Here is a 21,806-nt window from a genome sequence, read left to right on the forward strand (position 1 = left end):
TGATTAAGATGCGTGGATAGCCGTAGTTGCCTGAGCTTTCCAACGGTTGTGTGACCATAGCCAGTAACTTGGAGCGAGGCTGATGCTTTTTTCCAGAATGCGGTAGTAAGCCTTCGTAATGCTCATCGGCACCACGCGGTCGGTATTTTCCATCACCCGGAAGGTGAATTCGTAGCTGAACTGTGCGTTTTTTCGGGATTCCACATACACGACCGCCGCGTCGGACGATGCCGCCATTCTTTCCCCGCCGATTTGAACGGCGGTGTCCTGGTCCAGGAACGGGATACGGAATTTGTCATTGCCGGGGGCAGGGCGCTGGTCCGCTATCACGACCAGCAGATTCGGGATCGCAGTTTGCCGCAATAGCGACAATGCCTGGCGGTAAAAACCTTTTTTTGGAATCAGCCTTACACCCATAAATGATCGCAGCCTGATCATCAGCCGGTCTAATGGGCCACTTTTGATGGGCGAATACGCCGTATAGACCTGATAGTTTGTCACCTGCGGCAGGTTGATCAGATACTCCCAGTTCCCGTAATGCGAGGCAAATACGATAACCGGCCGACCGTCCTGGTACAATTTTTCCAAAACCTCGGGATTAGTGTAAGTGGCGAGTCGCTTTCTGAGAACGGAAGGAGCGAGGTAAAACAAAAATGGTTCGAGCAGTAAGTCGCTCATATGACGGTAGTAACCCCGCATAAGATCACGAATCTCGCCTGCCGACTTCATCGGAAAAGAGCTAGTCAGATTTTTCCGGATAACAGCTTTCCGGTATTTCAACACGAACCGGAGCGATACGAAAAGTAAAAATGACAAGATCTTCGTAGACCCCATCAGGCATTTACCCAAAAGTGTCGAGAGTATCCTGCCGGGCAACCGGGCGATCGTTTGCCACCAGGGCCTGGAAAGTGGAGTAGGGGTAGCGTTCATTGGAAATACGGTCAAAAACAAAAAATCCTCCCGTTGAGGAGGATCTTGCTGCTTGCATGTATGGTTGATCAGATAATGTTTACATTAACTGCATTCAGGCCTTTTCTTCCTTCTTCAACTTCATAAGACACACTGTCATTTTCGCGAATGTCATCGTTGAGACCTGACGTGTGTACAAAAACATCATCTCCGCCATTTTCCGGAGCAATGAAACCAAATCCTTTGGTCTCATTAAAAAACTTAACTGTTCCTTTATTCATAACATTATTTTAAAATATTTGTCAAATGTAAAATAATATTTTGACAATAAAAAGGAAATTAAAGATATTTAGAATAATATTTCATTTTTAGTTCTAACAACGCCTGGGGCCCCTCTGTTGCCGGGGTACAACACCAGCCATATTCAGTTAACTCCTGCCGCCGAGATCTCCCTTTCAAAGAACGCATATTCCTTCTCCGACCCATCCACATCCCGACAGTAATATATCCTGTCGTAATACCGGCGGATTATCAGTTTCCTGGACGGATTGATTTTAGCGTATACTTGCTGGCCATCAATGTATTTGCTATCGAGAATTGGCTGTTTCATCTTCCAATGCCTCCCTGCATACCGGTCAGTTTTTGGCCTCTTTCCACTATTCTCCGAACCCTGTATCCCGCTTTTTGAGGGCTGAACAATGCTTCAACTGCGACAAAAAACGAGGTCAGCATTTCCCACCCAGACATTAATTTTCCAGTTTTCATAATTGATTTAAATTTGACAAATGGCATTTCAGTCGATTCCGGCCTCAACGCGTGCGCCTCGGACCGCGGTATACGACTTATGGCAAATGTCGACAAGCAGGTGTGCAGACATGTTACACATGAAAGCCTAAAAGTTACAGTTTTCACTGATTGTCCGTTGGTACAACCCGAAATCTGATCTAAGCCTTCAAAATGGAAAGGGACGTGGTTTTACCGTTAAATAAATATAGAAATAGTTTATATAACTTAATTTAGATTTAGAACTACTTTTATGCCAGTTCATTACAATCTCCAACGCACATCAGTACACAGGTCAGTTGCAACGGCAATTGGAACGACGTGTGTTTTTACAGTGAAGTAACCCCGCCAGCGGTAGGGGATTACTGAATCGTTTTCCGCAGGATTATCCAGGACACGGAAATCGTATATAGTGGTACGTTCGTTAGTTTTCGCGTATACCGGTTTGCCGTTTGCCCCAATCACGAGTGTCGTGCAGGAAGTAAAATAGCCTGGCACGTTAAGTCATGCTTTTTCCAAAAATCGGTACGCAGAGCCGTGGGAAAAGTACGCGTCTGCTGTGCAGGAACATCCTCAATTCAGTTCAACGATCACATTAATCAAACAAATCATCCCATGCCTTTACAGAAAATCGGTAAAATGAGCCTTAAAAATTCGGGCGGCTTCGTAGCCCGCGTTCAGTTTAGCTATCTGGACGACAATGGTGAAAAAAAACTGACCGGCCAAAGCGGCGACATCACGCTCGGTTTCACCAAAACGTATGATCCGGGTGAAATGGGCGTACCGGACGGCTCAATGGTTTACATGCACGTATTCGTCGTTTGGGGCACCGACAACGAGGCAAAACGTGCATTTCTTTACGAAAAGGGCAATGTATCCGTTGCTCACTACAATATCAGCGGCACCACGTTGAACAACGACCTGGGGCTTTCTGATATCAGTTAATTAGCCTTATTCCTCTAAGACGCAAGATATTGACTTGCACAGCCCGGTTTAAATCGCACGTTTATAAGGGCTGTGCAATTTTACATAAAAAGGCACTCTGATTTTAATTAGTCCCTCAACACTAAATCATTAAATCCAATGAGTCTGAAATTCTTAGATAAACAAAGAATTGGTGCCATTATCGTCGATGCTTTTCAGGAACAGCTCAATACCGAGATGGACCCTGCGAACGGACAATGGTTTACCAACGGTCCGGGCAACAATGGCGGATTGTATGGTAGCCTGGTCGACGCGCTGGCCTCGTCGCTGGTTTTTCTGCCAAACGAACTCGTTCTGACGCCCCATAAACTCGCTGCGGATACGGCCATTATAGATAACCGTAACGGACTGACTCCGAAATCGTCGATCACATTGTCATATTCGACCACCGAAACGACGACAACAACCCATACCGTATCGAACGCCTTAAAAGTCGGGATCGGCGTGGACATCAAGGCTTCGGCAAAATTCTTCGGGAGCGGTGTCGACATCACAACCAAGATCAGCACGGATTACACGTACAGTTGGAGCGACGCGGTCTCCAAAGCGGCGTCGGAAACGAAGCAGTTTTCCCAGACGGTTCCGGTGGAAGTGCCGACGGGCCGGGTGTATCAGGTGGTACTCACCTGCGACAAAACCGACCTGAACGCACCTTACTATGCGGACGTGACGCTTACCGGCACATCAACCGCCAATTTCGCGAACAATGTAAACGGGAAGAACACCTGGGTACTGGATGCGGGCACATTGTGCGAATGGATCAACCGGTCGGGGTCTGCCGGCGGAGAATCTCATATGTACCTGCGCGATCCTCAGGTTACAGGCCAGGGCCTTATCCGCATGCGCGGCAGCCTGACCTCCTCCATTACCGCGAATTTCGTCGTGAACACCTACGATATCACGGATACTTATAACGCAACTGGCAAAGCCGCCATTGAAAACGACCACCTCTTTGCCGCCAGCGAGCTGGCTTCGCTGAATAGTAAACTTGTTAGCGAAAAAGTGATCGGGAAGTAATAGGCTGTGGGCCAGAAGTTCAAAACCATAGCCGCACAGCAGATCTGCTGTGCGGCTATTTTCAATGTGTCCCTAGCTCGTTGTTAGCTCCAGACTGGCAGTGGTAGTTAATTCAACGCGCGCTTGTTTGGGCAAACCTGCCACGGCAATACACGTACGGGTGGGAAAGCGGTCAACGAAATAGTTTTGGTATACGGCATTCAGTTCGTCGAAATACCGCATATCCGTCAGGTATACCGTCACGCTCACGATGTGGCTGAAAGTCAGGTTGTGTTCATTCAATATCGCCTCAATATTGGTAAACACCTGCCTTACTTCGTCCTGGAAGGAGGTACTTACCAGCTGTCCGCCGGCAGAGCCGATTTGGCCCGAAATGAACAAGAATCCGTTGGACACCAATGCTTTTGAAATCGGTACTGCCGGTGCAGCTGCCTTTTCGATTGTACTCATATAATAGATTGTTATGGATTTAACACGAATTCGTGCGATGGCGCAATTTAATAATTCGCACATAGCCCCGCAATGGCGGCGCTTTGCCCGCACTACCTGCCGATCGCGACCTGCCTGCTCGTGATAATGCCGTCCCGTCCCGTGATTTTCAACACATACATGCCCGTACGCAGGTGACCTATGCTGATGGTCGACGACGGCCTGGAAGTTTCCAGTACCGATTTGCCCGTTTGATCCACCAGTTCTACGGAGACGGCGTTGTGTAGGGCTGCTTCGCTGAGTTGCAGGCGGTCGGCGGCGGGGTTAGGGTAGAAGGAGACAAATCCGGGGCTGTCGAAAACCACGCGTGCTATTTTGCTGTATGCAAATGTGCTGTCGTGGTCCACCATTTTCAAACGGTAAAGACCGCTTCCGACGATGGGCGTAGGGTCGATGGCGTTGTAATCTATTACTGCCTTGCTCGTGGTCGCGGCTTTCACCGATCCGATCGCGCGCCAGTCGGTACCGTTGGCGCTGCGTTGTATTTCGAAATGGCTGGAATTGCTTTCTTCCGCAGTGGACCAGTCGAGTGAGACCTCGTTTTCCCTGGCAGCCGCTTTAAATCCGATGAGCGTCACCGGCAGTACATCCGTGGCCGTAACTGACACCTCGAAGGTCTTCGCACAGCCATTATGTCCGGCCGTCACCGAATAGATATATGTTCCGGGAACCAACGGGGCTTTTACGTCGGTGAGGTTCGCCGTGTTACCAATGGAGCTGCCTTTCAACTCCCAGTTGTAGCTGAGCCCGGAACAATCGCCCTGGCAGGAAGATGACAGATTGATATTGGTCCCTATCCGCGGGTTGCTGATGTTCGTCGAACCGGTCAGCGTCATCTGACATTCCTTTCTTAAATCGTTGGTAATTAAAATGTTGACCGGCTTGTTGCTGGCCGCATTGTAGGTGTTCATCCAGGTCTTATAAACGTCGCAATCTCCCGAGTAGTTGTTGCGATCGGTCACACAGCCTCTCTGATCGATGATATTCGACAACATGAAACTGGTCTGGTTTGTGGGAGTTGGGTTGGTAACGGGCTGGGTGAGCCAGTTAGCAGCCAGATCCTGAATGGCCGGTGCGCCTCCCGCAGCTAATAACTGCTCAAAAAACATACAACTTACCATCTGCGCGCCGTGCGAGAAGCTCTCGGTGGCGTAGGCGACAAAATTGGGAATGCCGAAATCCGGGCTGTATGCGGCTTCGTTGATGTACAGTTTTCCGGGAAGGTTGCTGCGTACGAGATCGATGGCGAAACGGTGATCGTAATAGTAATGGTCGTTGATCTTGATCCCGTCCAGCTCAGACGCGATTTCGTTAAATGCAAAAGTGTTTCTTCCCAGCGACAGTTTATCGTACACCGAGCCATGGTGCGAAATGACTTTGATACGGTTATCCGCCGCCTTCACTGTGTTCTTGAAAATATTGTTGATATCCTTCAAAACCTGCGTCCGGAAGAGGTACCAATCCGCACCGTCCGGTTGGGTGAACGTGGTCAGTGACGGCCGTTTCGGGGATACCTGGTTGAAAGACCCGTAGTTTGTTCCCCACACGAAATTCAGGGACTGGATCTTGTCGTACTTGGCCGAAAGCCAAGCCCGGTAAGCGTTCACCATCGGCTGCGAATAATCCGAGAGGCTGTTATTATCCCGAAGGTTCGTCGGTTGCTCATAATGGTATTTGTCTGTTCCGACCTCAAATTCCCCTTCGCCGTTACGGGTATAGATGAGGTTTACATAGAGCAGTTCGCCGGTATTCTGAAGATGTCCGTAGCGCTGCAACACCTTGTTGGTGAAGCTGACAATCCGGTCGCGCGTGGATTGGGCGGCCAGGGAGGTCATGACGAATTGCAGGTCCACGCCATGGAATTTCCCCCCGTACTTCTGGAACACGGCTTCCGTACCGTCATATCCGGCATTCAGGATGCGTTCTTCTTTGAGCCAGCCGTCGCCCGTGTTGATTCCGTAACGATCTGAATAGCTGTGGGTTGCATTGTCGCCCGTGCTTATCGCGATGTTGATCCCGATTTTCATTCCCAGCGAGTGCGCTTTGGCGATCTGGTCGTCGTATACCTGCCATACATTGTAGCCCTGCCCGTTTTCCTGCTTCATTGCCCTCGAAATGTACCCTTCAACGGTACCCCACTGGATACTCAGGAAAACCGCGTTGCAGCCTGCGTCATGCGCCTGCTCGATGAGCTCTAAATTGTCTTCCATGCCTTCGTTCACCAGACTGAGCCCCAGATAGCGCTGCTGGGCAAACGCAATGGAGCAAAAACTAACAACGTTGAGAATAAAGACGGTTAAAAAAAACTTTTTGAATCGCACAGAATTGCTTCTGTCAGCCTGCTTAGTGGGCAACAATTTTTGCATAGAAAAATGTTTGTAAGGTTTACCATTTGGACGACTACGCCAAATCGGCTTGAAATTAGCATTAACTCTGCACTTTTGTACAATTCATACTACGGTACAATTCGTTTTTCTATGATGAAAAATGCTAAAAAACAGCCCGGATTGTCAATAAACCCACATAATTAAGCGAGAATTAATTTTTAGTTCTTGTAATTTTTTTTGTGACAACCAGTAGAATTCTATTTAAAAGTTGCTGTGTTCGTGGTCGACACCTTCTTTACCACCTTATATCCGCTCGTTCTGCTCGCGGTCTTCGCCTTTCGTTCGCCGACTATTGGATTTCTCTAATGTCAATATTGTACAATAGTTCGATAAAATCCGTCCAGGTCAAAAATATCGTCTAAAAACACTGTTTTTGGGTTTTTGTATTGCATTATCGGAGCTATTTATATTAATTTACCACCGGTTAATTGGTAAATTTTATTAGTTGTTCAAAAAATCCTATTTCTATTGATATAAAAATCTACACCCCCCGAGACAGACAGTGTGGTAGCTTGCTTAAATGATATAGTGACCACTCTGCATTTCTGACCTGCTTTTTGTCCGCGACTCACAACCCCGCCCGGAGCGTGGACAGGTAGAATATTGCCCAATACCTAACTAAAACCAAAAACTAGAAAACCCATGTATGTCTGCACCTGACCGCCATTTAATGGCCCGATTCTCATTTTTTTCTTCAAACACTAACTAATTTTTCTATGATGAATTTATCTCTGCGTCTTTTTCGCCCCGGCGAAAAAAATGCGCAACGACCCGCGTCTTTTGGCATGAAAGGGTTGAGCGCATTGATTATGATTTGTACTTTATTCCTGGGCCATGTGTATGCACAGGATGTCACCGTTAAAGGAAAAGTGACAGATAGCAAAGGCAATGCACTGCCGGGCGTTTCTATCACCATCAAAGGGACCAGCAAGGGTACTTCCACCGATATGGAAGGAGCCTATTCACTTGCCGCGGCACCAGCATCCACACTGGCGTTCAGTTTCATCGGTTTTTCGCCCAAAGAAGTGGTGGTAGGCAGCGAATCGACGATCGATGTCGTGCTGATCGACGATGTAAAAGCATTGGAAGAGGTGGTCGTGATCGGTTACGGGTCTGTCAAGAAAAAGGATGTGACAGGCTCCGTGGTCTCGCTGCAATCCAAGGATTTTAACAAGGGGGTCATTACGGCGCCCGATCAACTGATCCAGGGCCGTACGCCGGGGGTGATGGTGATCAACAATACGGGGCAACCTGGCGGTGCCACTACCGTGCGTATACGGGGTAATTCCTCGATTCGGGCCGGTAACAACCCGCTGTTCGTATTGGACGGTATTCCGCTTTCCGGTAGCTCGGCGCGTCCGGGTGGTAGCGGCGGTTTCGGATCGGATGGCGGTAACCCGCTGGCGTACCTTAACCCGAACGATATTGCGAGCATGGATATCCTCAAAGATGCTTCGGCGACAGCCATTTACGGTTCGCGCGGTGCCAACGGGGTGGTTATCATTACGACCAAAAGAGGCGCGTCCGGAGCTCCGACTGTCAGCATCAATGCATCGACCGGCGTTTCGAGCCTGTTGAGAAAGCCGGAAGTGCTGAATGCGGATGAATTCCGCGAAGCGGTTCAATTCTATGCGCCGAACGACCTGAAAGGCGCGGATTTTGGCGGAAATGTGAATGCATTCGACGAAATTACCCGCGTTGCCCCTGTTCAGAACTACTCGATGGCGATCACGGGCGGTACCGACAATGGCAAATACCGCGTTTCTGCCGGCTACATGGACCAGAAGGGTATCATCGAAACTTCGAGGCTCAAAAAGTATACAGCGAGCATCAACAGCAGTTTCAAATTCCTTGAAAGCAAAAAGCTGGGTCTGGACTTTAACGTGCTTTTCACGCAGACCGACGAAAACCTGGCCCCGATTGACGTAAATGTAGGCTTCACAGGAAACGTGATTTCGCAGGCATTAACCTGGAACCCCACACGCCCGTTGCGCGTAGACGGGGACTCGCTTACGTACGTGAGCCCGACGACAATCAACCCGCTGACTTCGCTGCGCGCTTACAAGGACATTGCGGTTGTGAATACCACCGTCGCGAGCATTGCGCCTTCCTACAAGATTACCGACGACCTCGAATATAAGCTTGTATATAGCATTACCCGCCAAACGGGCACCCGCAAAGGCCGGTATATCCAGGGGATGGTAGATCCGGCACAAATCAGGAATGGTTTTGCTTTCATTGGAAACAATTCTGAAACAAACCAGCAGCTGACCCAGACGCTGAGCTATAACAAGGAGATCAGCAAGTCGTTGAACCTGAACGCAGTAGCGGGTTATGAGTTCCTGGATTATGCCAATAGCTGGAACTCCCTGAGCGGCAGCGGGTTTACCGACGTCGGCCTCGATTTCTATGACTACCTGAACTATTCGGTAGCGAGCAACCGCGGCATTAGCTCTTACAAATCGCCTACAAACCAGTTGCAATCGGTTTTTGTGCGTGTGGGTCTGAATTACCTCGACAAATACCTGTTCACCGGTACAGTCCGCAGAGACGGTTCTACCAAATTCGGGGAGAATAACAAATACGCCAATTTCCCTGCGGTGGCATTGGCATGGAACGTTTCAAATGAACCATTCCTGAAAGGCAACAATGCGGTGAACAGTCTGAAACTACGTCTGGGCTGGGGTAAAACCGGTAACCGTGAGTTTGACTCTGGCGCCTCGCGCGACCGGTATGTGTTTGGTACCCAGAGCATCAGCCAGGCTAACTTCGGTAACCCCGACCTCAAATGGGAGACGTCCGAAACATTCAACGGAGGTATCGATTTCGGCTTGTTCCAGTCGCGGATCGTAGGTTCGATCGATGTATTCAGTAAAAAGACGACCGACGGCTTGTTTGAAAGAACGCTGGCGCAACCTGCACCAAGCGGAAAAATCTGGGTGAACCTGGATGGTGAGGTAGTAAACAAAGGCGTGGAGCTGGCATTGACCGGTACCGTACTGGAAACCAAAGACTGGACCTGGAACGTGTCTGCCAATGCTACGTACCTGAAAAACAGCGTTTCAGGACTGCCTGGATTCTACGAAACCGCCGCATTGAGAGGACAAGGCTTCTCGGGCGTTTTGGGACAAAGAATGGTAAGCGGACAGCCGCTTAACGTTTGGTACCTCGCCAAATACGCAGGCCTCGACCCTGCTACCGGAACGAGCATGTACGAAGGCGCGGACGGTCAGGTGAGCACTTCTGTGGACCCTGCGCAGAACAAGTTCTATGTGCATAGCCCGAACCCCAAATACCTCCTGGGCTTCTCGACGGACGTGACTTACAAGAAGTTCTCGGCGGTTGTGAACATGAACGGTGCATTCGGACATTATCTGTTCAACAACACATTCGCAACGGTGCTGGGTATCAATAACCTGTCTACCAAAAACATCGCGAAGGACTTTTTCAACAAGGATATCAAGGAAGCTACTTCCAATTCGGCAGCGCCTTCGACCCGCTATCTTGAAAAAGGGGATTACATGAAAATGTCTAACGTGACGCTCAGCTACCGCGTCGGCAATATCGGTAAGGCATTCAAAAACCTGAACATTTCGCTGACAGGCCAGAACCTGTTTGTTCTGACCGGCTACAAAGGTTTCGATCCGGAGGTGAACACCGACGGTTCCAATGGCGGTATTCCTTCCCTGGGGATCGAGTACATTCCGTACCCATCGGCAAGAACATTCCTGTTGGGCGTAAACTTCTCGTTGTAATTCATCAAAAACAAAGAATCTATGAAACTTAAATCATATTGTGCGGCCATTTTAAGCTGCTCCATGCTTCTTTCCTGCACCGACCTGGACGAGAAACTGGGCAGTGCCTTGGAAAAGGGGACCACGGGTAATATCAATCCCGCGGAGCTCCTGATCAGCGCCTATTCCTCATTGAACGGTCCTTACCAGCAAGATAACCGCTGGTGTTTGCAGGAGCTTTCGACCGACGCGGCCGTAGCGCCTACACGCGGCGGCGACTGGGACGACAATGGTACCCACCGTGCCATTCACCTGCACACCTGGAACGCCGACAACTCGTACATGAGTAATACATTCGGCGGATTGCTTACTGCTATTTATCAGGCATCCAATGTGTTGCGTTACGCGCCTTCTCCACAGCAAGCTGCGGAGGCCCGTTTTATCCGTGCATTGGCGATGTTCGATGTCGTGGATTTGTGGGGCGTGGTACCCTATCGCGAGAGCCTCGAAGATTTCCGTGAGCTTCCTAAAACGCTTAACGCACAGGAAGCGATGGATTTTATCATCTCCGAAATGAATACGGTCATGAAGGACCTGCCTGCATCGGGTGCTGCATATGTGGCCAACAAAAACGCCGCAAGGGCATTGCTGATGAAAGTGTACCTGAACAAGGGTACGTTTGCAGACAGACAAAACCCCAAATTCGACGCGGCGGATATGAGCAAGGTAGTTGCATTGGCCAACGAGATCACCGGCTACACGATTTCCGCACCGGGTAGGTATTTTGACAATTTTGCCCCGGATAATAATGTGAAATCCACCGAAAACATCTTCACACTTTATAATGAGGAAGGTGTACGCGGCGGGGGAGTGGACAGAGCCTATTGGACGGTGTCGCACTACAACATGACGCCGGGAGGCTGGAACGGCTGGGCTACGCTTTCCAACTTCTACGACAAGTTTGCCGCAGGAGACGAAAGAAAGGGTATTTATTACAACTACCCGGCTGACACCACCTCCAACCGTACCAAAAACTACAAGATCCAAAACGTAGGCTTCCTGGAAGGCCAGCAAACCAGCTGGGTGACCAACAAACCGTTGAATGCGCGGAATCCTGCGACCCAACCGCTGGTTTTTACCAGGGACATTACCATCCGTACAAGCGGCGCGACGCTGGAAACTGCGGGCATTCGCGTGCTCAAATACCCGTTCGACTATGCTTCCAAAGGGCAGCGGAACAACGACTGGGTAGTATACCGGTATTCCGACGTGCTGCTCATGAAAGCCGAAGCGATTCTGCGTGGCGGCACCCCGGGCGCAGCAGCAGACGCGCTGACGATTGTCAACTCGATCCGCACCAACCGCGGCGCAGCAAACCTGACCACGCTCACGCTTGACAACCTGCTTGACGAACGCGGCAGGGAATTGTATTGGGAAGGTTGGAGAAGACAAGACCTGATCCGCTTTGGTAAATTCCTGCTGGCCGGGCAGATCAAGCCCGCCGATCCGGACCCGAAAACGCTCGTTTACGCTATCCCGAGCCCGCAGATTGCCGTCAACAACAACCTTAAACAGAATCCGGGTTATTGATTCACCTGAAAAGTTTAAGACCTGATAATACATGAACAAGGCCCCGTAAATCAAGTATTTGCGGGGCCTTGTTTTGTTCTAAGGGGGTCAGGCTTTTTGCCCCAGATAGGCTTTTCTTTTCAAAATCCGCAAGGCCAGCGAGCCCAGCCGTATCTTTTTGGTCAATAAAGTATAAACATTCTTGTCGGATCTCAGGGCACTGATATGGTCGCCGTTATAGGTTTGGTCTACCTTTTCGCCGGTTTTCATATTGACCAGTTCGCCGCGCAGGTACAGCTGTTTCGTAACCATATTGGAAAGCATCGGCGTGTAATAGTAGCAATCCTTGAAAAAGTAATGCGTCACCTGCGACCAACGCGTTGCGCCCTCGCGGGTGACGGGCGAGCCCCCGTGAATGATATTGGAAGACCAGATCAGCAAATCGCCCTTTTTGGCCAGAAATTTCTTCTTTTCGAAATGGTGGGTGTCTACGATTTTTTCGATGAAATCCTCGTACTGTACGTAATCATTGTAGGAAGGCGTAACGGAGTCGGGGCGGATATGAGAAAAATCATACTCCGGCAATTTTTGCGAGCCCGGATAGTAGAATACCGGCCCGTTTTCCTCGGTAATATCTTCCAGTGCCACCCAAACCCCGCACATGAATTTGGCGGGCAGCGAGCTGAAATGGATTGTGTCGGAATGCGCCCGCTGCTGCGATCCGTACCTGAAATTCAAGGTTTGGAACGGGATCGCTTCGCGTCCATAAAAAATTTCCAGGATTTCGAGCAACGCAGGGTAGCATGCAAGCTGCCGCGACGCTTCGGACACCTGCCAGAAATCCTGGATACGCCGGTCATCCCTTTGCGTTTTGATCGGGTAATCGGGGTTAAAAGCCTTTTGCTCGGCATCCTCCCGCGTTTGATCTACCAATGACAATGGCAACAGGCCCGGAATTACCACGAATCCATTTTTTTGATAGTCAAGGACATAAGCCCGCTGCTGTTCTGTTAATTTTTTGGTTTTAAGAATTTCTTCGAAAAAAGGCGATTCTATCCACGGAAGATTTGCGGTGATCATGAGTGTATTTGGAGTTACTTGTTATCGGTAAAGGTGACTCAATTAACAAATAAACGGTTGGAATACGATATATTGATACAGGTGATGCCTTACGATTTCGTAGAATTTCATTGTAAAGCAACAGAATGAATTGAGAACATGTACGTAATGTAGTTTTGTAACGAATAAATTAGTTATGTTTGGAATGGTTGGTCGGACATTCGCGGGACGGGGATATTTATTGGGTAAATGCATCGGTCATCCACGCATTGAAATAGCTAGTTAAACAAAACCACGATTATCAACAACGCCATGAAAATTATTCCTTACTTCTTAATTCTTTCGATTCTCCTCATTGCAATTCCGGCAAATGCGCAACGCGACTTTTCGCAAAAAAGCATCGACGCCCATATCGACGTCGTGCCGCTCGGTTTTCCCGATCCTGCGATCCGGTTTGGGTCTGAGTGGATGTTTGGGAACCGGTGGGCGGTGGGGATGAATTTGGGTATAGGCATTCCGCTTCCTATGAATACTGCCCTCGGATTGAGCCAGCAGCGGTGGAAAAAAGGGAAATACCAGCTTTTCGATGTGAGGCCGGAAGTGAAATTTTATTGGTTAAAACGGGAGCGGATCGGCTGGTACCTGGCCGTGGAAGGTCTGATTTCCTCCATGCGCGGCTCGACCGGAAAAAGCTATCATTATCTGAACGACAACGATACGCTGCAAGTCAATTTTGACTATGCAGATTTTACTAAAACAAAGGTCGGATTGACCGGAAAACTGGGCGGCAGAATGCTGGTTGGCCGCCGCATGACGCTGGATTTCTTTGGGGGATTAGGGTTGTCGAATACCAATGCCGTATTTTCCAATTATCAAAACAAAACTACGAGCGAGTCGGACCCATTCTTTGAAGGAGAGAATTATATCGCCGGAAAGAGAATTGTCGCGCATATATCGGCCGGGCTGCGGTTGGGCATACTATTGTGGAGCAAGCCGACGGATTAATTTGTAATACTTATGGCAGACCAGTCCGTACAGCAGGAATGGGGCAGATTCCCGCCATGGAAGCTCGGGAATTGCTGGTAAGGGATTTGAGGGAGTTCTTTTCGGGTATGCTACCCGTTAGTTAATGGTGCTTGCTCATTTTGCGGGTCATTTGTTTTATAATGCCCGGCTGCCCTGGCAAGTTCCTGGCGAATTTGCTTCCGGAGAATTCGTGGCCCAAGCACTTCGATTTTAGCGCCAAAGCCCAGCAGTTCGCGTTCAAGTTCGAAGTTGAGGACCACCCGGATGCTGAAAATCTTTCCCTGCGCATCACTGCTCAACAATTTTTGGGAAGCGTGGAGAGGCTTGGTGATTACATAGGGCGCATGGGCATGTTCGATACGGAATATAACCTCCGTATTGCGCTGCCCGGCTGTTTTGGTCACGCCAATTACATCGCTGTAATGGGTACTCAGGTCGAGAGAAGTATTTACCCTGTATGGCTCAGAGGTATCTTCGTGCAGTGTCTGAATGCGGTCGAGTGCGAGTGTGAGCAGTAGGGAATGGCGCTGGTGCGAATGTCCCAGTACGAACCACCGGTTACGGTGTTCTTTGAGCAAATAGGGGCTGAAACAAAAAGTACTTGCCTGCCGCGCTTTGAACGACTGGTAAGTAATGCACAATGCTGTTTTGGAGATGATCGCCCGCCTGATCACTTCAATATGTTCGAGGCCTTTCAGATGATCGTTCTTTTCAAAGTCAACTACTGGCATACTCTGCGTGCGCCGCGCGTGGATTTTGTCTTCCAGCCGGCTGACCATTTCGTTTAAGTCGGCAAAATGGCTAAACCCCTTGAATTGCTGCAATAATGCCGACACCTCGCCCAGCACCGTCATATCCTGCGGGGTAAGCGGGATGTTGGTAATGCTGTAATTTTTGTCTTCGTAAGTATAGTACTTTCTATCGACCACAATGATGGGCGCCTCGTAGCCCAGCTTGTCACTGCGCATCATTTCGATATCCGCCTGTACCGAACGCCTGCTGACGCCTTTTCGGATACCTTCATATTCATACAGCGCTTCCGAACAGGCTTCGATCAGATCGTCCAGGGCCCATTTGCGGAATCGGTTTTGTAAGCATCGGTCAATTGTCCGGTAGCGGATCAGTGCATTGCGGTTAACAGGCATTTTCAAATTTTTTTGAAAAAATATCGAAATAAAATTTACTGCGCAAAAAGGCTGCGCAGTACGCCATTTGCTTTGTAACCATCAAACAGAAACACAGTCATGGAAAAAGAAAAGATCAGTAACGGCGAAATAGGTGCATTGGGAATTGAAGACCTGGAATTGCTGGTGGCGTTCAGCCGCGTGGCAAATGGCCTTTTGAAGCACGAGGTGATGGACAAAGCCAGTATTCTCACCAACCTCGAAGCACTGATCGCCGATCCGATGCCTTATGCATTAAAGCGAAACGGGAAATTTAAGAATATCGCCGACCGGGTAATCGAACTGCGCAAGGATGGCAGATTTGTGAAGCAATTGCGCAGCGTACATAAACTGAAAGAAGAGATTGCCGATTTCCCGGTATTCGGCCTGGAACATATTGAGGTGGGCGCCCTGGCACAGATGAAAACGGCGATTCAGCTACCCATCGCCGTTGCGGGCGCCCTCATGCCGGACGCACATCAGGGATATGGCCTGCCGATCGGAGGGGTTCTGGCGACTACCGCCGATACGATCATCCCTTACGCAGTAGGCGTCGACATTGCATGCCGAATGTGCCTGAGCATTTTCGATATGCCGGCTTCGGTTGTCGACACGGAAAAGGAGAAGCTTGAAAAGCTGCTTGGAGAACATACGCATTTCGGGATGGGGTCAACCTCTGCCAGGCATTTGGATACTACACTGTTCGACCGTAGCGAATGGAATGCAACCAAGGCGATCCGCTCATTGAAAACGAAAGCCTACAACCAGTTGGGAACATCCGGAACTGGTAACCATTTTGTCGAATGGGGCGAGCTTTCCGTGGCGGAGAATGCCCTCGAAGGAATTCCGGGGGGAACGTATCTGGCGTTGCTATCGCATTCGGGTTCAAGGGGATTCGGCGGGAATATCGCAGATATTTATTCTAAAATCGCTATGGAGAAAACCCGGCTACCGAAAGAGGCCAAACATCTCGCCTGGCTGGACCTGCATACGGAAGAGGGGCAGGAGTATTGGCTGGCGATGAATCTCGCGGGAGATTATGCTTCGGCAAATCACCATGAAATCCATAATAAAATCGCATTGGCACTGAATGTCGCGCCTGCGATGCGGATCGAGAACCACCACAATTTTGCATGGAAAGAGCAACTTTCGGATGGTACCGAAGTAATGGTGCATCGCAAAGGTGCAACGCCGGCCGGTGAGGGCGTTCTGGGGATCATTCCAGGTTCCATGAGCACGCCGGGGTTCGTGGTAAGGGGTAAGGGTGAAGCATCATCCATTCAGTCCGCGTCGCACGGAGCGGGTAGGCTTATGAGCCGAAGCGCGGCGTTCAAGACGATCCGCAAAGAAGATGTGGAAAGAAACCTGCATGCAAACCGGGTTTCTGTGATCGGGTCAGGGCTGGACGAGGCGCCTATGGTTTACAAGGATATTCATACCGTAATGGCCGCCCAAACTGCACTGGTGGATGTGCTGGCACAATTCCAGCCGAGGATCGTGCGCATGGCGGATCCAAAGGAGAAAGCGGAAGATTAGCTAATAAAAAGAAAGGAGGTATATCATGAAATTCAATACACAGGTTGCAAAAGTCAACGAGGTCCAAAACTATGAAGGCGCGAAAGCTTACCTGCTCGATCCGGCCATGGAACTTTACACGGCTGTCGTGACGTGGTCGCTGAACGATTCGTTCTATGAAAAGAACGATCAGCGGCTCATCAGGGTCCGGGCGCTGGTTGAAAAGGTGGAGCCTGAATTCGTTGCCAAGCTGGCGGTGTATGCCCGACACTTTATGTATATGCGCTCGGTGCCGCTGGTGTTGCTCACCGAACTTGCGCGTGTACACAAGGGCGATGACCTGGTCGCGAAGGCAACCGAAAAGGTAATTGCCCGTGCAGATGAAATTACAGAGCTGCTTGCGTGCTATCAGCTGCTAAATGAGCGGAAAGGCATGAAAAAGCTGAATGCTTTATCAAAACAACTGCAAAAAGGTCTGGCGGCAGCATTTAACAAATTCGACGCGTATCAATTTGGTAAGTACAACCGGGACAGCAGCGCCGTGAAACTCCGCGATGCTTTGTTCCTGGTCCACCCGAAAGCAAAGGATGCTGCACAGCAGGCGGTTTTTGACAAGATCGCGACCAATCAGCTCGAAACTCCCTACACCTGGGAAACGGAATTGTCGGCATTGGGACAACAGCTTTTTACAGACGAAACCCAACGTGCGGAAGCATTCCGGGCGAAATGGGAAGAGTTGATCGACAGCGGAAGATTAGGTTATATGGCGCTGCTGCGAAACCTGCGAAACCTGTTGGAAATGAATGTGTCTGCCGCGCACATCGGAAAAGTATGCGAAGTATTATCATCGCAAAAGGAAGTGCTCAAAGCGAAGCAATTTCCGTTCCGATACCTTTCGGCTTACCGCGAGCTTTTAAAAATGAAACTGCCGAAAGGCAAAGTTTCCCATAAAATAATGAAGCTGTTCGGAAGCGAACCCGACGGGCGGGAACGGCTTATCAATGCATTGGAAGCAGCCATTGTCCAAAGCGCAGCAGGAATCAGCGGCTTCGGGAAGGAGACGCGCGTGCTGCTTGCATGCGACGTTTCGGGGTCAATGCAAACTCCCGTTTCGGCAAAGTCGAGTGTAATGCTGTACGATGTCGGACTGGTATTGGCAATGCTGTTGCAAAACCGGTGCGCTAATGTGGAAGTTGGGATGTTTGGGGATACCTGGAAGCGGATTCGAGTGGCGAAAACGAATATCCTGGCTAATGTGCAGGAGTTCTACAAGCGGGAAGGGGAAGTGGGATATGCCACCAACGGCTATCTGGTAATCAAGGACTTGTTACACCGAAAAGTGGTAATGGATAAGGTAATGCTTTTCACCGATGGCCAGTTTTGGGATAGCTCCGGAACAGAAAGTATTCAGGACCTGTGGGTACGATACAAGCGCGAACTCGCACCGGAAGCAAAGCTCTATCTGTTTGATTTGCAAGGCTATCGGCAAGCGCCGTTGAGAATAATGCATAATGATGTCTATCTGATTGCCGGTTGGAGTGACAAGATTTTCGGAGTGCTGAATGCCTTGGAAAACGGAAGCAATACTTTGGAAATTATTAATAAGCAGGTAATCTAAAAAGGCGGCGCCAACATGGCGCCGCCGCAAAAAACAAGGATGCCGTAGAAACGGGATACTTCGCTGCACTTTTTGGGGAGGGCATTGTGGTGCAAATCATGATGGAGGTTCGAGTCCTCATCGCAGGCCCCCGCCCCGGTTCGGTTGTAGCTCCTTGACTAGAAGACATTGGAAAAGTGCCGTAAATGCGTGATACTTCGACTGTCAATCGCCGTGTCGCCGGTTCGAATCCGGCCTGTTGCTTGCAGCAGTAGCTCAGTTGGTAGAGCAGGAGCACCGAAAGGTGCACTCACGTGTTGCCTGTTGCCTTTTCCAACCACATTGAAGGATGTCGTACATGCGTGATACTTCGTCTGGTGAAGCTGCCAATGGTAGCAGGGGTTCGACTCCCCAAAGCCACGCCTGGCCTGTTACTCCTTCATTCTTTTTTATTCAAAATTCTTACCCTAAACACACTCTTCCGCCCATCCAAAACCCTCCTTTCCGCAAAACCCGCATTTTCCAGCCAATTCAATGCCTCGTAAACGGTCGCTGGGCTGATCTTTACCCCGCTCGTGCGCAGCGAGCGCCAGAGCGTGTCGCCGTCGGTGTAGTCGTTGTGCTGGTCGAGGTGGAGGGCTACTACAATGCGTTTGCCGGCGTAGCGGATGTTGTTCTGGCTGCAATAGCGGAGTAGCAGGTCGGATAGGGACACGGGTGAGGTCGTTGATGAATGGATGGAATGTGATGCTAAAATCATACCCATTAGTAGCGGAAAGCGCTACCAACCGTAAGCCCCCGGACAAATAAAAACGGCCTGTGCAACTGCCAGGCCGTTTTTCCACTACATTCCCGTAATTCTAAAAATTGTAATACAAATTGAGGCTGAACCTCGCTCCATTGCCGCGGGTATATTCCAGATCCTGCCCGCTGAACAGGTTCACGGTATTGAAATAGGTTTTGTTCAGCAGGTTTTCGATGCCCAACGCGGCGCGGATGTGCTTGCTGAATTCGTAGGAAGCATTCAAATTGGTCAGGTCGTAGGCGTCGACCGGGCCTTCGCCGTTGCCGTATTTGCCGTTGGCCTGCTTGTCGAAGCGCTTCCGTTTGCCGGAGTATACCCAGAACAGGTTCAGGTTCAGCTTGTCGGCAGGCTGGTATTTGACGAATGCGGTCGCTTTGGGCGGGGTAATGCGGGCGCCCGTGAGGTAGCGGTCTTCCGGGTCGTCGAAATTGCCGTTGTCGTTCTGGTCGGCTTTGCCTTCTACATAGGAGTAGCTTCCTCCGAACGACAATTTATCCGACGACTGGAAATCGAGGGTGAACTCATAGCCTTTGATTTCCTCCGGCAAACGCAGCGGCGTCATCACGCCATTCACGGTCACCATATCGGCGCCCAGTTTGGAAGTACTGATGAAATAGGCGGCCGTAAACTGCACAAACTTGTACTGGCTGCTGAACCCGGCCTCGTAATTGTTCACGATAATGGGTTTCGTATTAAGATTTGCAATGGTATTGGTGGTTGCCGAGCGCAAAATGCGTCCCAGCTCGCTGATCCCGAATGCCTGCGAAAAGTTGAAGAACGGGTTGAAAAGGCTGTATTTCGAATAGCGCAGACCTGCATTCATATTCAACGCCTTGTAATCCAGCTTACCGCCTTTCACGGCCACGGCTCCTTCGCCGTTCGGTCCTTTGGCGAGGGTGCTGTAATCCTTCACTTCGATGCCGATATTCTCGAAACGCGCGCCGGTTTTCAAAGTCAGGTCTTTTACGATATCCAGCTTCACCTGCGCATAGGGTGCAATACTCGTCATATTCATGTCTGGCACATACACACGGCCGTCGGTGAGCACCTGGTTGGTTACATCGCCGAGGATATCGATTCCGTAAGTAAGGCCGCCGTTGAAGTTTGGATTTACATTAAATGGGGTGTAAAAATTGGCCCGTAAACCCTTTTTGCGGGAAGTGATCTGCGTCTTTCCGGGACCGTACCAGCCTGTGGTAGAGGCAGTATAAGCATTCATCGATTCGAAACCGTTCATGTAAGCGGTCACGTCCATGCTCGTTTTGCCCCAAAGCTCGCGGCGCAGGTAGCGAAGCGACAGGTTATAGTTAAATGGCGTTCCCTCGGCTTCTCCCAGGCTCTCGCCAGGCACGGCAATGGTCGGCGTTTCGCCATATACGCCCGTTTTATTCACATATTTGGTATACTGCCTGCTGCTGAACAGGTTGAAAGAAAATTCCAGTTCATTATTGGTATTAAAATCATAAAAAAGCTTGGTATAGGCATTGTAAAGCCGTGTTTCCCCCAATCCGTTGGAGGTCGAGATCACATCGCCTTCGCCGTCCTTGTACACCCCCGTGCGGTCGAGCAGGCCGCTCACGACGTATGAAAACTTGTTGATTTTGCCTTGCAGCATTTGCGAAATGCGGTAACCCGGCGTGTCGCCCATGTGGAACACGTTGCCGTGCATGCCGATCTGTGTAATGCCGCCAATGACTTTGTTTTCAGTAGGTTTGCGGGTAATGTAGTTGATCAGCCCTCCGCCTGCGCCGTTACCGTAAATGGCCGTAGCACCTTTCACTACCTCAATGCGTTCGAGCACGGCGGGGTCGATAGAGCGGATATCGCGGTTACCGTTCATGAGCGGCGTCGATTGCGGGATACCGTCCACGAGTACGAGGAGGCTGCGCCCGCGCAAGGTCTGACCGGTATTGGTAGCCTTGTTGTTCGGCATTCCGAGGCCGGGAATGGTATTGCCGAGGATCGCCGCGATGGAGTTGTTGATCGTCGCCTGCTCCTGAATTTCTTTGGCTTTTAGAACCGCGATCGAAGCAGGTACGGAATTGAGGCTTTCGCGGACGCGTCCTGCCGAAACCACCACTTCGTTGAGGCTTTTATCGCCTTCCTGCACGACTACCGGTTCCAATGCGGCTTGTTCGTTAGCCTGCACTTCAAACGGCATTTCGGCCGAGGAGAAACCCAGGTGCTGCACAAGCAGGCTATGTGAGCCTTCGGGAATGTCGGTAATGGTAAAAGCGCCGTGCTCGTCGGTTTGCGCGCCCTTTCCCGTACCCTTGATTACCACATTGGCAAATTCCACGGGCCCGCCACCGGGTGTTTGCACTTTCCCTTTCACCGAACCTTTGCCGGTTTTCGGGGCCGATTGGATCATAATCTGCCCGCCGCGGACCTTCATACCGCGTGCGGCGGTTCCCAACAACTCATCAAGGACGGCGCTCAATGTTTTGCCTTTCGCGTCGATACTGTATTTTTTGCGTGTATCAAGTTGATCGGCCGAGTAGGAGAAGCTCACGCCGGTTTGGTTTTCAATGCTTTCGAGAATCGTGGCCAGGCTGGTTTGTTGGTAATGCAGGCTCACTTTTTTGTCGAGTACCGATTGTTGCGCGAATGCCATCTGCCCCGATAGTAGCAACGAAGCGGTCAGCAATGCTTTGAGCGACAGCCGCGTAAGTAACAGGAGGGAGCGTCTTCGTAATTGTTTCATACTTTTGTTAAAAGCGTTAATCGTTTTGCGTAAGCGGTTAATTGTTCCCGATGCAGGTTTGGCGA

At 50.2% G+C, this 21,806-nt stretch carries 15 protein-coding genes; 7 read left to right on the top strand and 8 right to left on the bottom strand.

Annotated features, from left to right (window positions below):
• Positions 1–3 precede the first annotated feature (3 nt).
• Both BMW93_RS32835 and BMW93_RS32840 read right to left on the bottom strand, forming a co-directional pair.
• Positions 4–930: a lysophospholipid acyltransferase family protein gene (locus tag BMW93_RS32835; protein ID WP_090386667.1), complete on the bottom strand. Its 927-nt coding sequence runs from the start codon at positions 928–930 to the stop codon at positions 4–6.
• A gap of 68 nt (positions 931–998) precedes the next feature.
• On the bottom strand, positions 999–1,190 hold the full coding sequence (locus BMW93_RS32840) for a cold-shock protein (protein WP_090386669.1): 192 nt from the start codon (positions 1,188–1,190) through the stop codon (positions 999–1,001).
• Positions 1,191–2,307: 1,117 nt separating this feature from the next.
• Between BMW93_RS32840 and BMW93_RS32850 the strand changes: the two genes are divergently transcribed.
• Positions 2,308–2,637, top strand: coding sequence for a hypothetical protein (locus tag BMW93_RS32850; RefSeq protein WP_090386672.1), 330 nt, complete (start codon positions 2,308–2,310; stop codon positions 2,635–2,637).
• A gap of 138 nt (positions 2,638–2,775) precedes the next feature.
• Positions 2,776–3,693: an ETX/MTX2 family pore-forming toxin gene (locus BMW93_RS32855; RefSeq protein WP_090386676.1), complete on the top strand. Its 918-nt coding sequence runs from the start codon at positions 2,776–2,778 to the stop codon at positions 3,691–3,693.
• A gap of 72 nt (positions 3,694–3,765) precedes the next feature.
• Here the strand turns inward: BMW93_RS32855 and BMW93_RS32860 are convergent, their stop codons facing one another.
• Together BMW93_RS32860 and BMW93_RS32865 are read right to left on the bottom strand one after the other, a co-directional pair.
• Positions 3,766–4,143 carry a RidA family protein gene (locus tag BMW93_RS32860; RefSeq protein ID WP_090386678.1) on the bottom strand — a complete coding sequence of 126 codons (378 nt, stop codon included), beginning with the start codon at positions 4,141–4,143 and terminating at the stop codon, positions 3,766–3,768.
• A 92-nt stretch (positions 4,144–4,235) separates the two neighbouring features.
• Positions 4,236–6,392 (bottom strand): T9SS type A sorting domain-containing protein, encoded by a 2,157-nt coding sequence (locus BMW93_RS32865; protein WP_177194268.1) that lies wholly within the window; start codon positions 6,390–6,392, stop codon positions 4,236–4,238.
• An 893-nt stretch (positions 6,393–7,285) separates the two neighbouring features.
• Between BMW93_RS32865 and BMW93_RS32870 the strand changes: the two genes are divergently transcribed.
• Positions 7,286–10,324 carry a SusC/RagA family TonB-linked outer membrane protein gene (locus BMW93_RS32870; RefSeq protein ID WP_090386682.1) on the top strand — a complete coding sequence of 1,013 codons (3,039 nt, stop codon included), beginning with the start codon at positions 7,286–7,288 and terminating at the stop codon, positions 10,322–10,324.
• 21 nt (positions 10,325–10,345) lie between these two features.
• Entirely contained in the window at positions 10,346–11,893 is a 1,548-nt protein-coding gene (locus BMW93_RS32875) for a RagB/SusD family nutrient uptake outer membrane protein (RefSeq protein WP_090386684.1), read from the top strand.
• An 87-nt stretch (positions 11,894–11,980) separates the two neighbouring features.
• On the opposite strand, the gene BMW93_RS32880 is transcribed toward BMW93_RS32875, so the two are convergent.
• Positions 11,981–12,952 (bottom strand): phytanoyl-CoA dioxygenase family protein, encoded by a 972-nt coding sequence (locus BMW93_RS32880; protein ID WP_090386686.1) that lies wholly within the window; start codon positions 12,950–12,952, stop codon positions 11,981–11,983.
• Positions 12,953–13,243: 291 nt separating this feature from the next.
• Between BMW93_RS32880 and BMW93_RS32885 the strand changes: the two genes are divergently transcribed.
• The gene (locus BMW93_RS32885; protein ID WP_090386688.1) at positions 13,244–13,936 is read left to right on the top strand and encodes a hypothetical protein; all 693 of its coding nucleotides are present in this window, start codon (positions 13,244–13,246) and stop codon (positions 13,934–13,936) included.
• 110 nt (positions 13,937–14,046) lie between these two features.
• On the opposite strand, the gene BMW93_RS32890 is transcribed toward BMW93_RS32885, so the two are convergent.
• Positions 14,047–15,102: a YafY family protein gene (locus BMW93_RS32890; protein WP_090386690.1), complete on the bottom strand. Its 1,056-nt coding sequence runs from the start codon at positions 15,100–15,102 to the stop codon at positions 14,047–14,049.
• Positions 15,103–15,201: 99 nt separating this feature from the next.
• Here BMW93_RS32890 and BMW93_RS32895 point away from each other — a divergent pair, with 99 nt between their 5' ends.
• Both BMW93_RS32895 and BMW93_RS32900 read left to right on the top strand, forming a co-directional pair.
• Positions 15,202–16,656, top strand: a complete 1,455-nt coding sequence (locus BMW93_RS32895) for an RtcB family protein (RefSeq protein WP_090386692.1) — start codon at positions 15,202–15,204, stop codon at positions 16,654–16,656.
• Positions 16,657–16,681: 25 nt separating this feature from the next.
• Positions 16,682–18,253, top strand: a complete 1,572-nt coding sequence (locus BMW93_RS32900; RefSeq protein ID WP_090386694.1) for a TROVE domain-containing protein — start codon at positions 16,682–16,684, stop codon at positions 18,251–18,253.
• A 418-nt stretch (positions 18,254–18,671) separates the two neighbouring features.
• Here BMW93_RS32900 and BMW93_RS32905 read toward each other — a convergent pair whose 3' ends face one another.
• Positions 18,672–18,947, bottom strand: coding sequence for a transcriptional repressor (locus tag BMW93_RS32905; RefSeq protein WP_090386695.1), 276 nt, complete (start codon positions 18,945–18,947; stop codon positions 18,672–18,674).
• Positions 18,948–19,092: 145 nt separating this feature from the next.
• Positions 19,093–21,741, bottom strand: a complete 2,649-nt coding sequence (locus BMW93_RS32910; RefSeq protein ID WP_229241082.1) for a TonB-dependent receptor — start codon at positions 21,739–21,741, stop codon at positions 19,093–19,095.
• Positions 21,742–21,806: the final 65 nt, after the last annotated feature.

The sequence above is a fragment of the Dyadobacter sp. SG02 genome, from assembly GCF_900109045.1.
In the GTDB taxonomy this organism is placed as follows: Bacteria; Bacteroidota; Bacteroidia; order Cytophagales; family Spirosomataceae; genus Dyadobacter.

What these genes read in the sequence shown, in the direction of transcription:
- BMW93_RS32835 (WP_090386667.1), bottom strand. Translation starts at nt 930, where the DNA reads ATGAACGCTACCCCTACTCCACTTTCCAGGCCCTGGTGGCAAACGATC.
- BMW93_RS32840 (WP_090386669.1), bottom strand. Translation starts at nt 1,190, where the DNA reads ATGAATAAAGGAACAGTTAAGTTTTTTAATGAGACCAAAGGATTTGGT.
- BMW93_RS32850 (WP_090386672.1), top strand. Translation starts at nt 2,308, where the DNA reads ATGCCTTTACAGAAAATCGGTAAAATGAGCCTTAAAAATTCGGGCGGC.
- BMW93_RS32855 (WP_090386676.1), top strand. Translation starts at nt 2,776, where the DNA reads ATGAGTCTGAAATTCTTAGATAAACAAAGAATTGGTGCCATTATCGTC.
- BMW93_RS32860 (WP_090386678.1), bottom strand. Translation starts at nt 4,143, where the DNA reads ATGAGTACAATCGAAAAGGCAGCTGCACCGGCAGTACCGATTTCAAAA.
- BMW93_RS32865 (WP_177194268.1), bottom strand. Translation starts at nt 6,392, where the DNA reads ATGGAAGACAATTTAGAGCTCATCGAGCAGGCGCATGACGCAGGCTGC.
- BMW93_RS32870 (WP_090386682.1), top strand. Translation starts at nt 7,286, where the DNA reads ATGATGAATTTATCTCTGCGTCTTTTTCGCCCCGGCGAAAAAAATGCG.
- BMW93_RS32875 (WP_090386684.1), top strand. Translation starts at nt 10,346, where the DNA reads ATGAAACTTAAATCATATTGTGCGGCCATTTTAAGCTGCTCCATGCTT.
- BMW93_RS32880 (WP_090386686.1), bottom strand. Translation starts at nt 12,952, where the DNA reads ATGATCACCGCAAATCTTCCGTGGATAGAATCGCCTTTTTTCGAAGAA.
- BMW93_RS32885 (WP_090386688.1), top strand. Translation starts at nt 13,244, where the DNA reads ATGAAAATTATTCCTTACTTCTTAATTCTTTCGATTCTCCTCATTGCA.
- BMW93_RS32890 (WP_090386690.1), bottom strand. Translation starts at nt 15,102, where the DNA reads ATGCCTGTTAACCGCAATGCACTGATCCGCTACCGGACAATTGACCGA.
- BMW93_RS32895 (WP_090386692.1), top strand. Translation starts at nt 15,202, where the DNA reads ATGGAAAAAGAAAAGATCAGTAACGGCGAAATAGGTGCATTGGGAATT.
- BMW93_RS32900 (WP_090386694.1), top strand. Translation starts at nt 16,682, where the DNA reads ATGAAATTCAATACACAGGTTGCAAAAGTCAACGAGGTCCAAAACTAT.
- BMW93_RS32910 (WP_229241082.1), bottom strand. Translation starts at nt 21,741, where the DNA reads ATGAAACAATTACGAAGACGCTCCCTCCTGTTACTTACGCGGCTGTCG.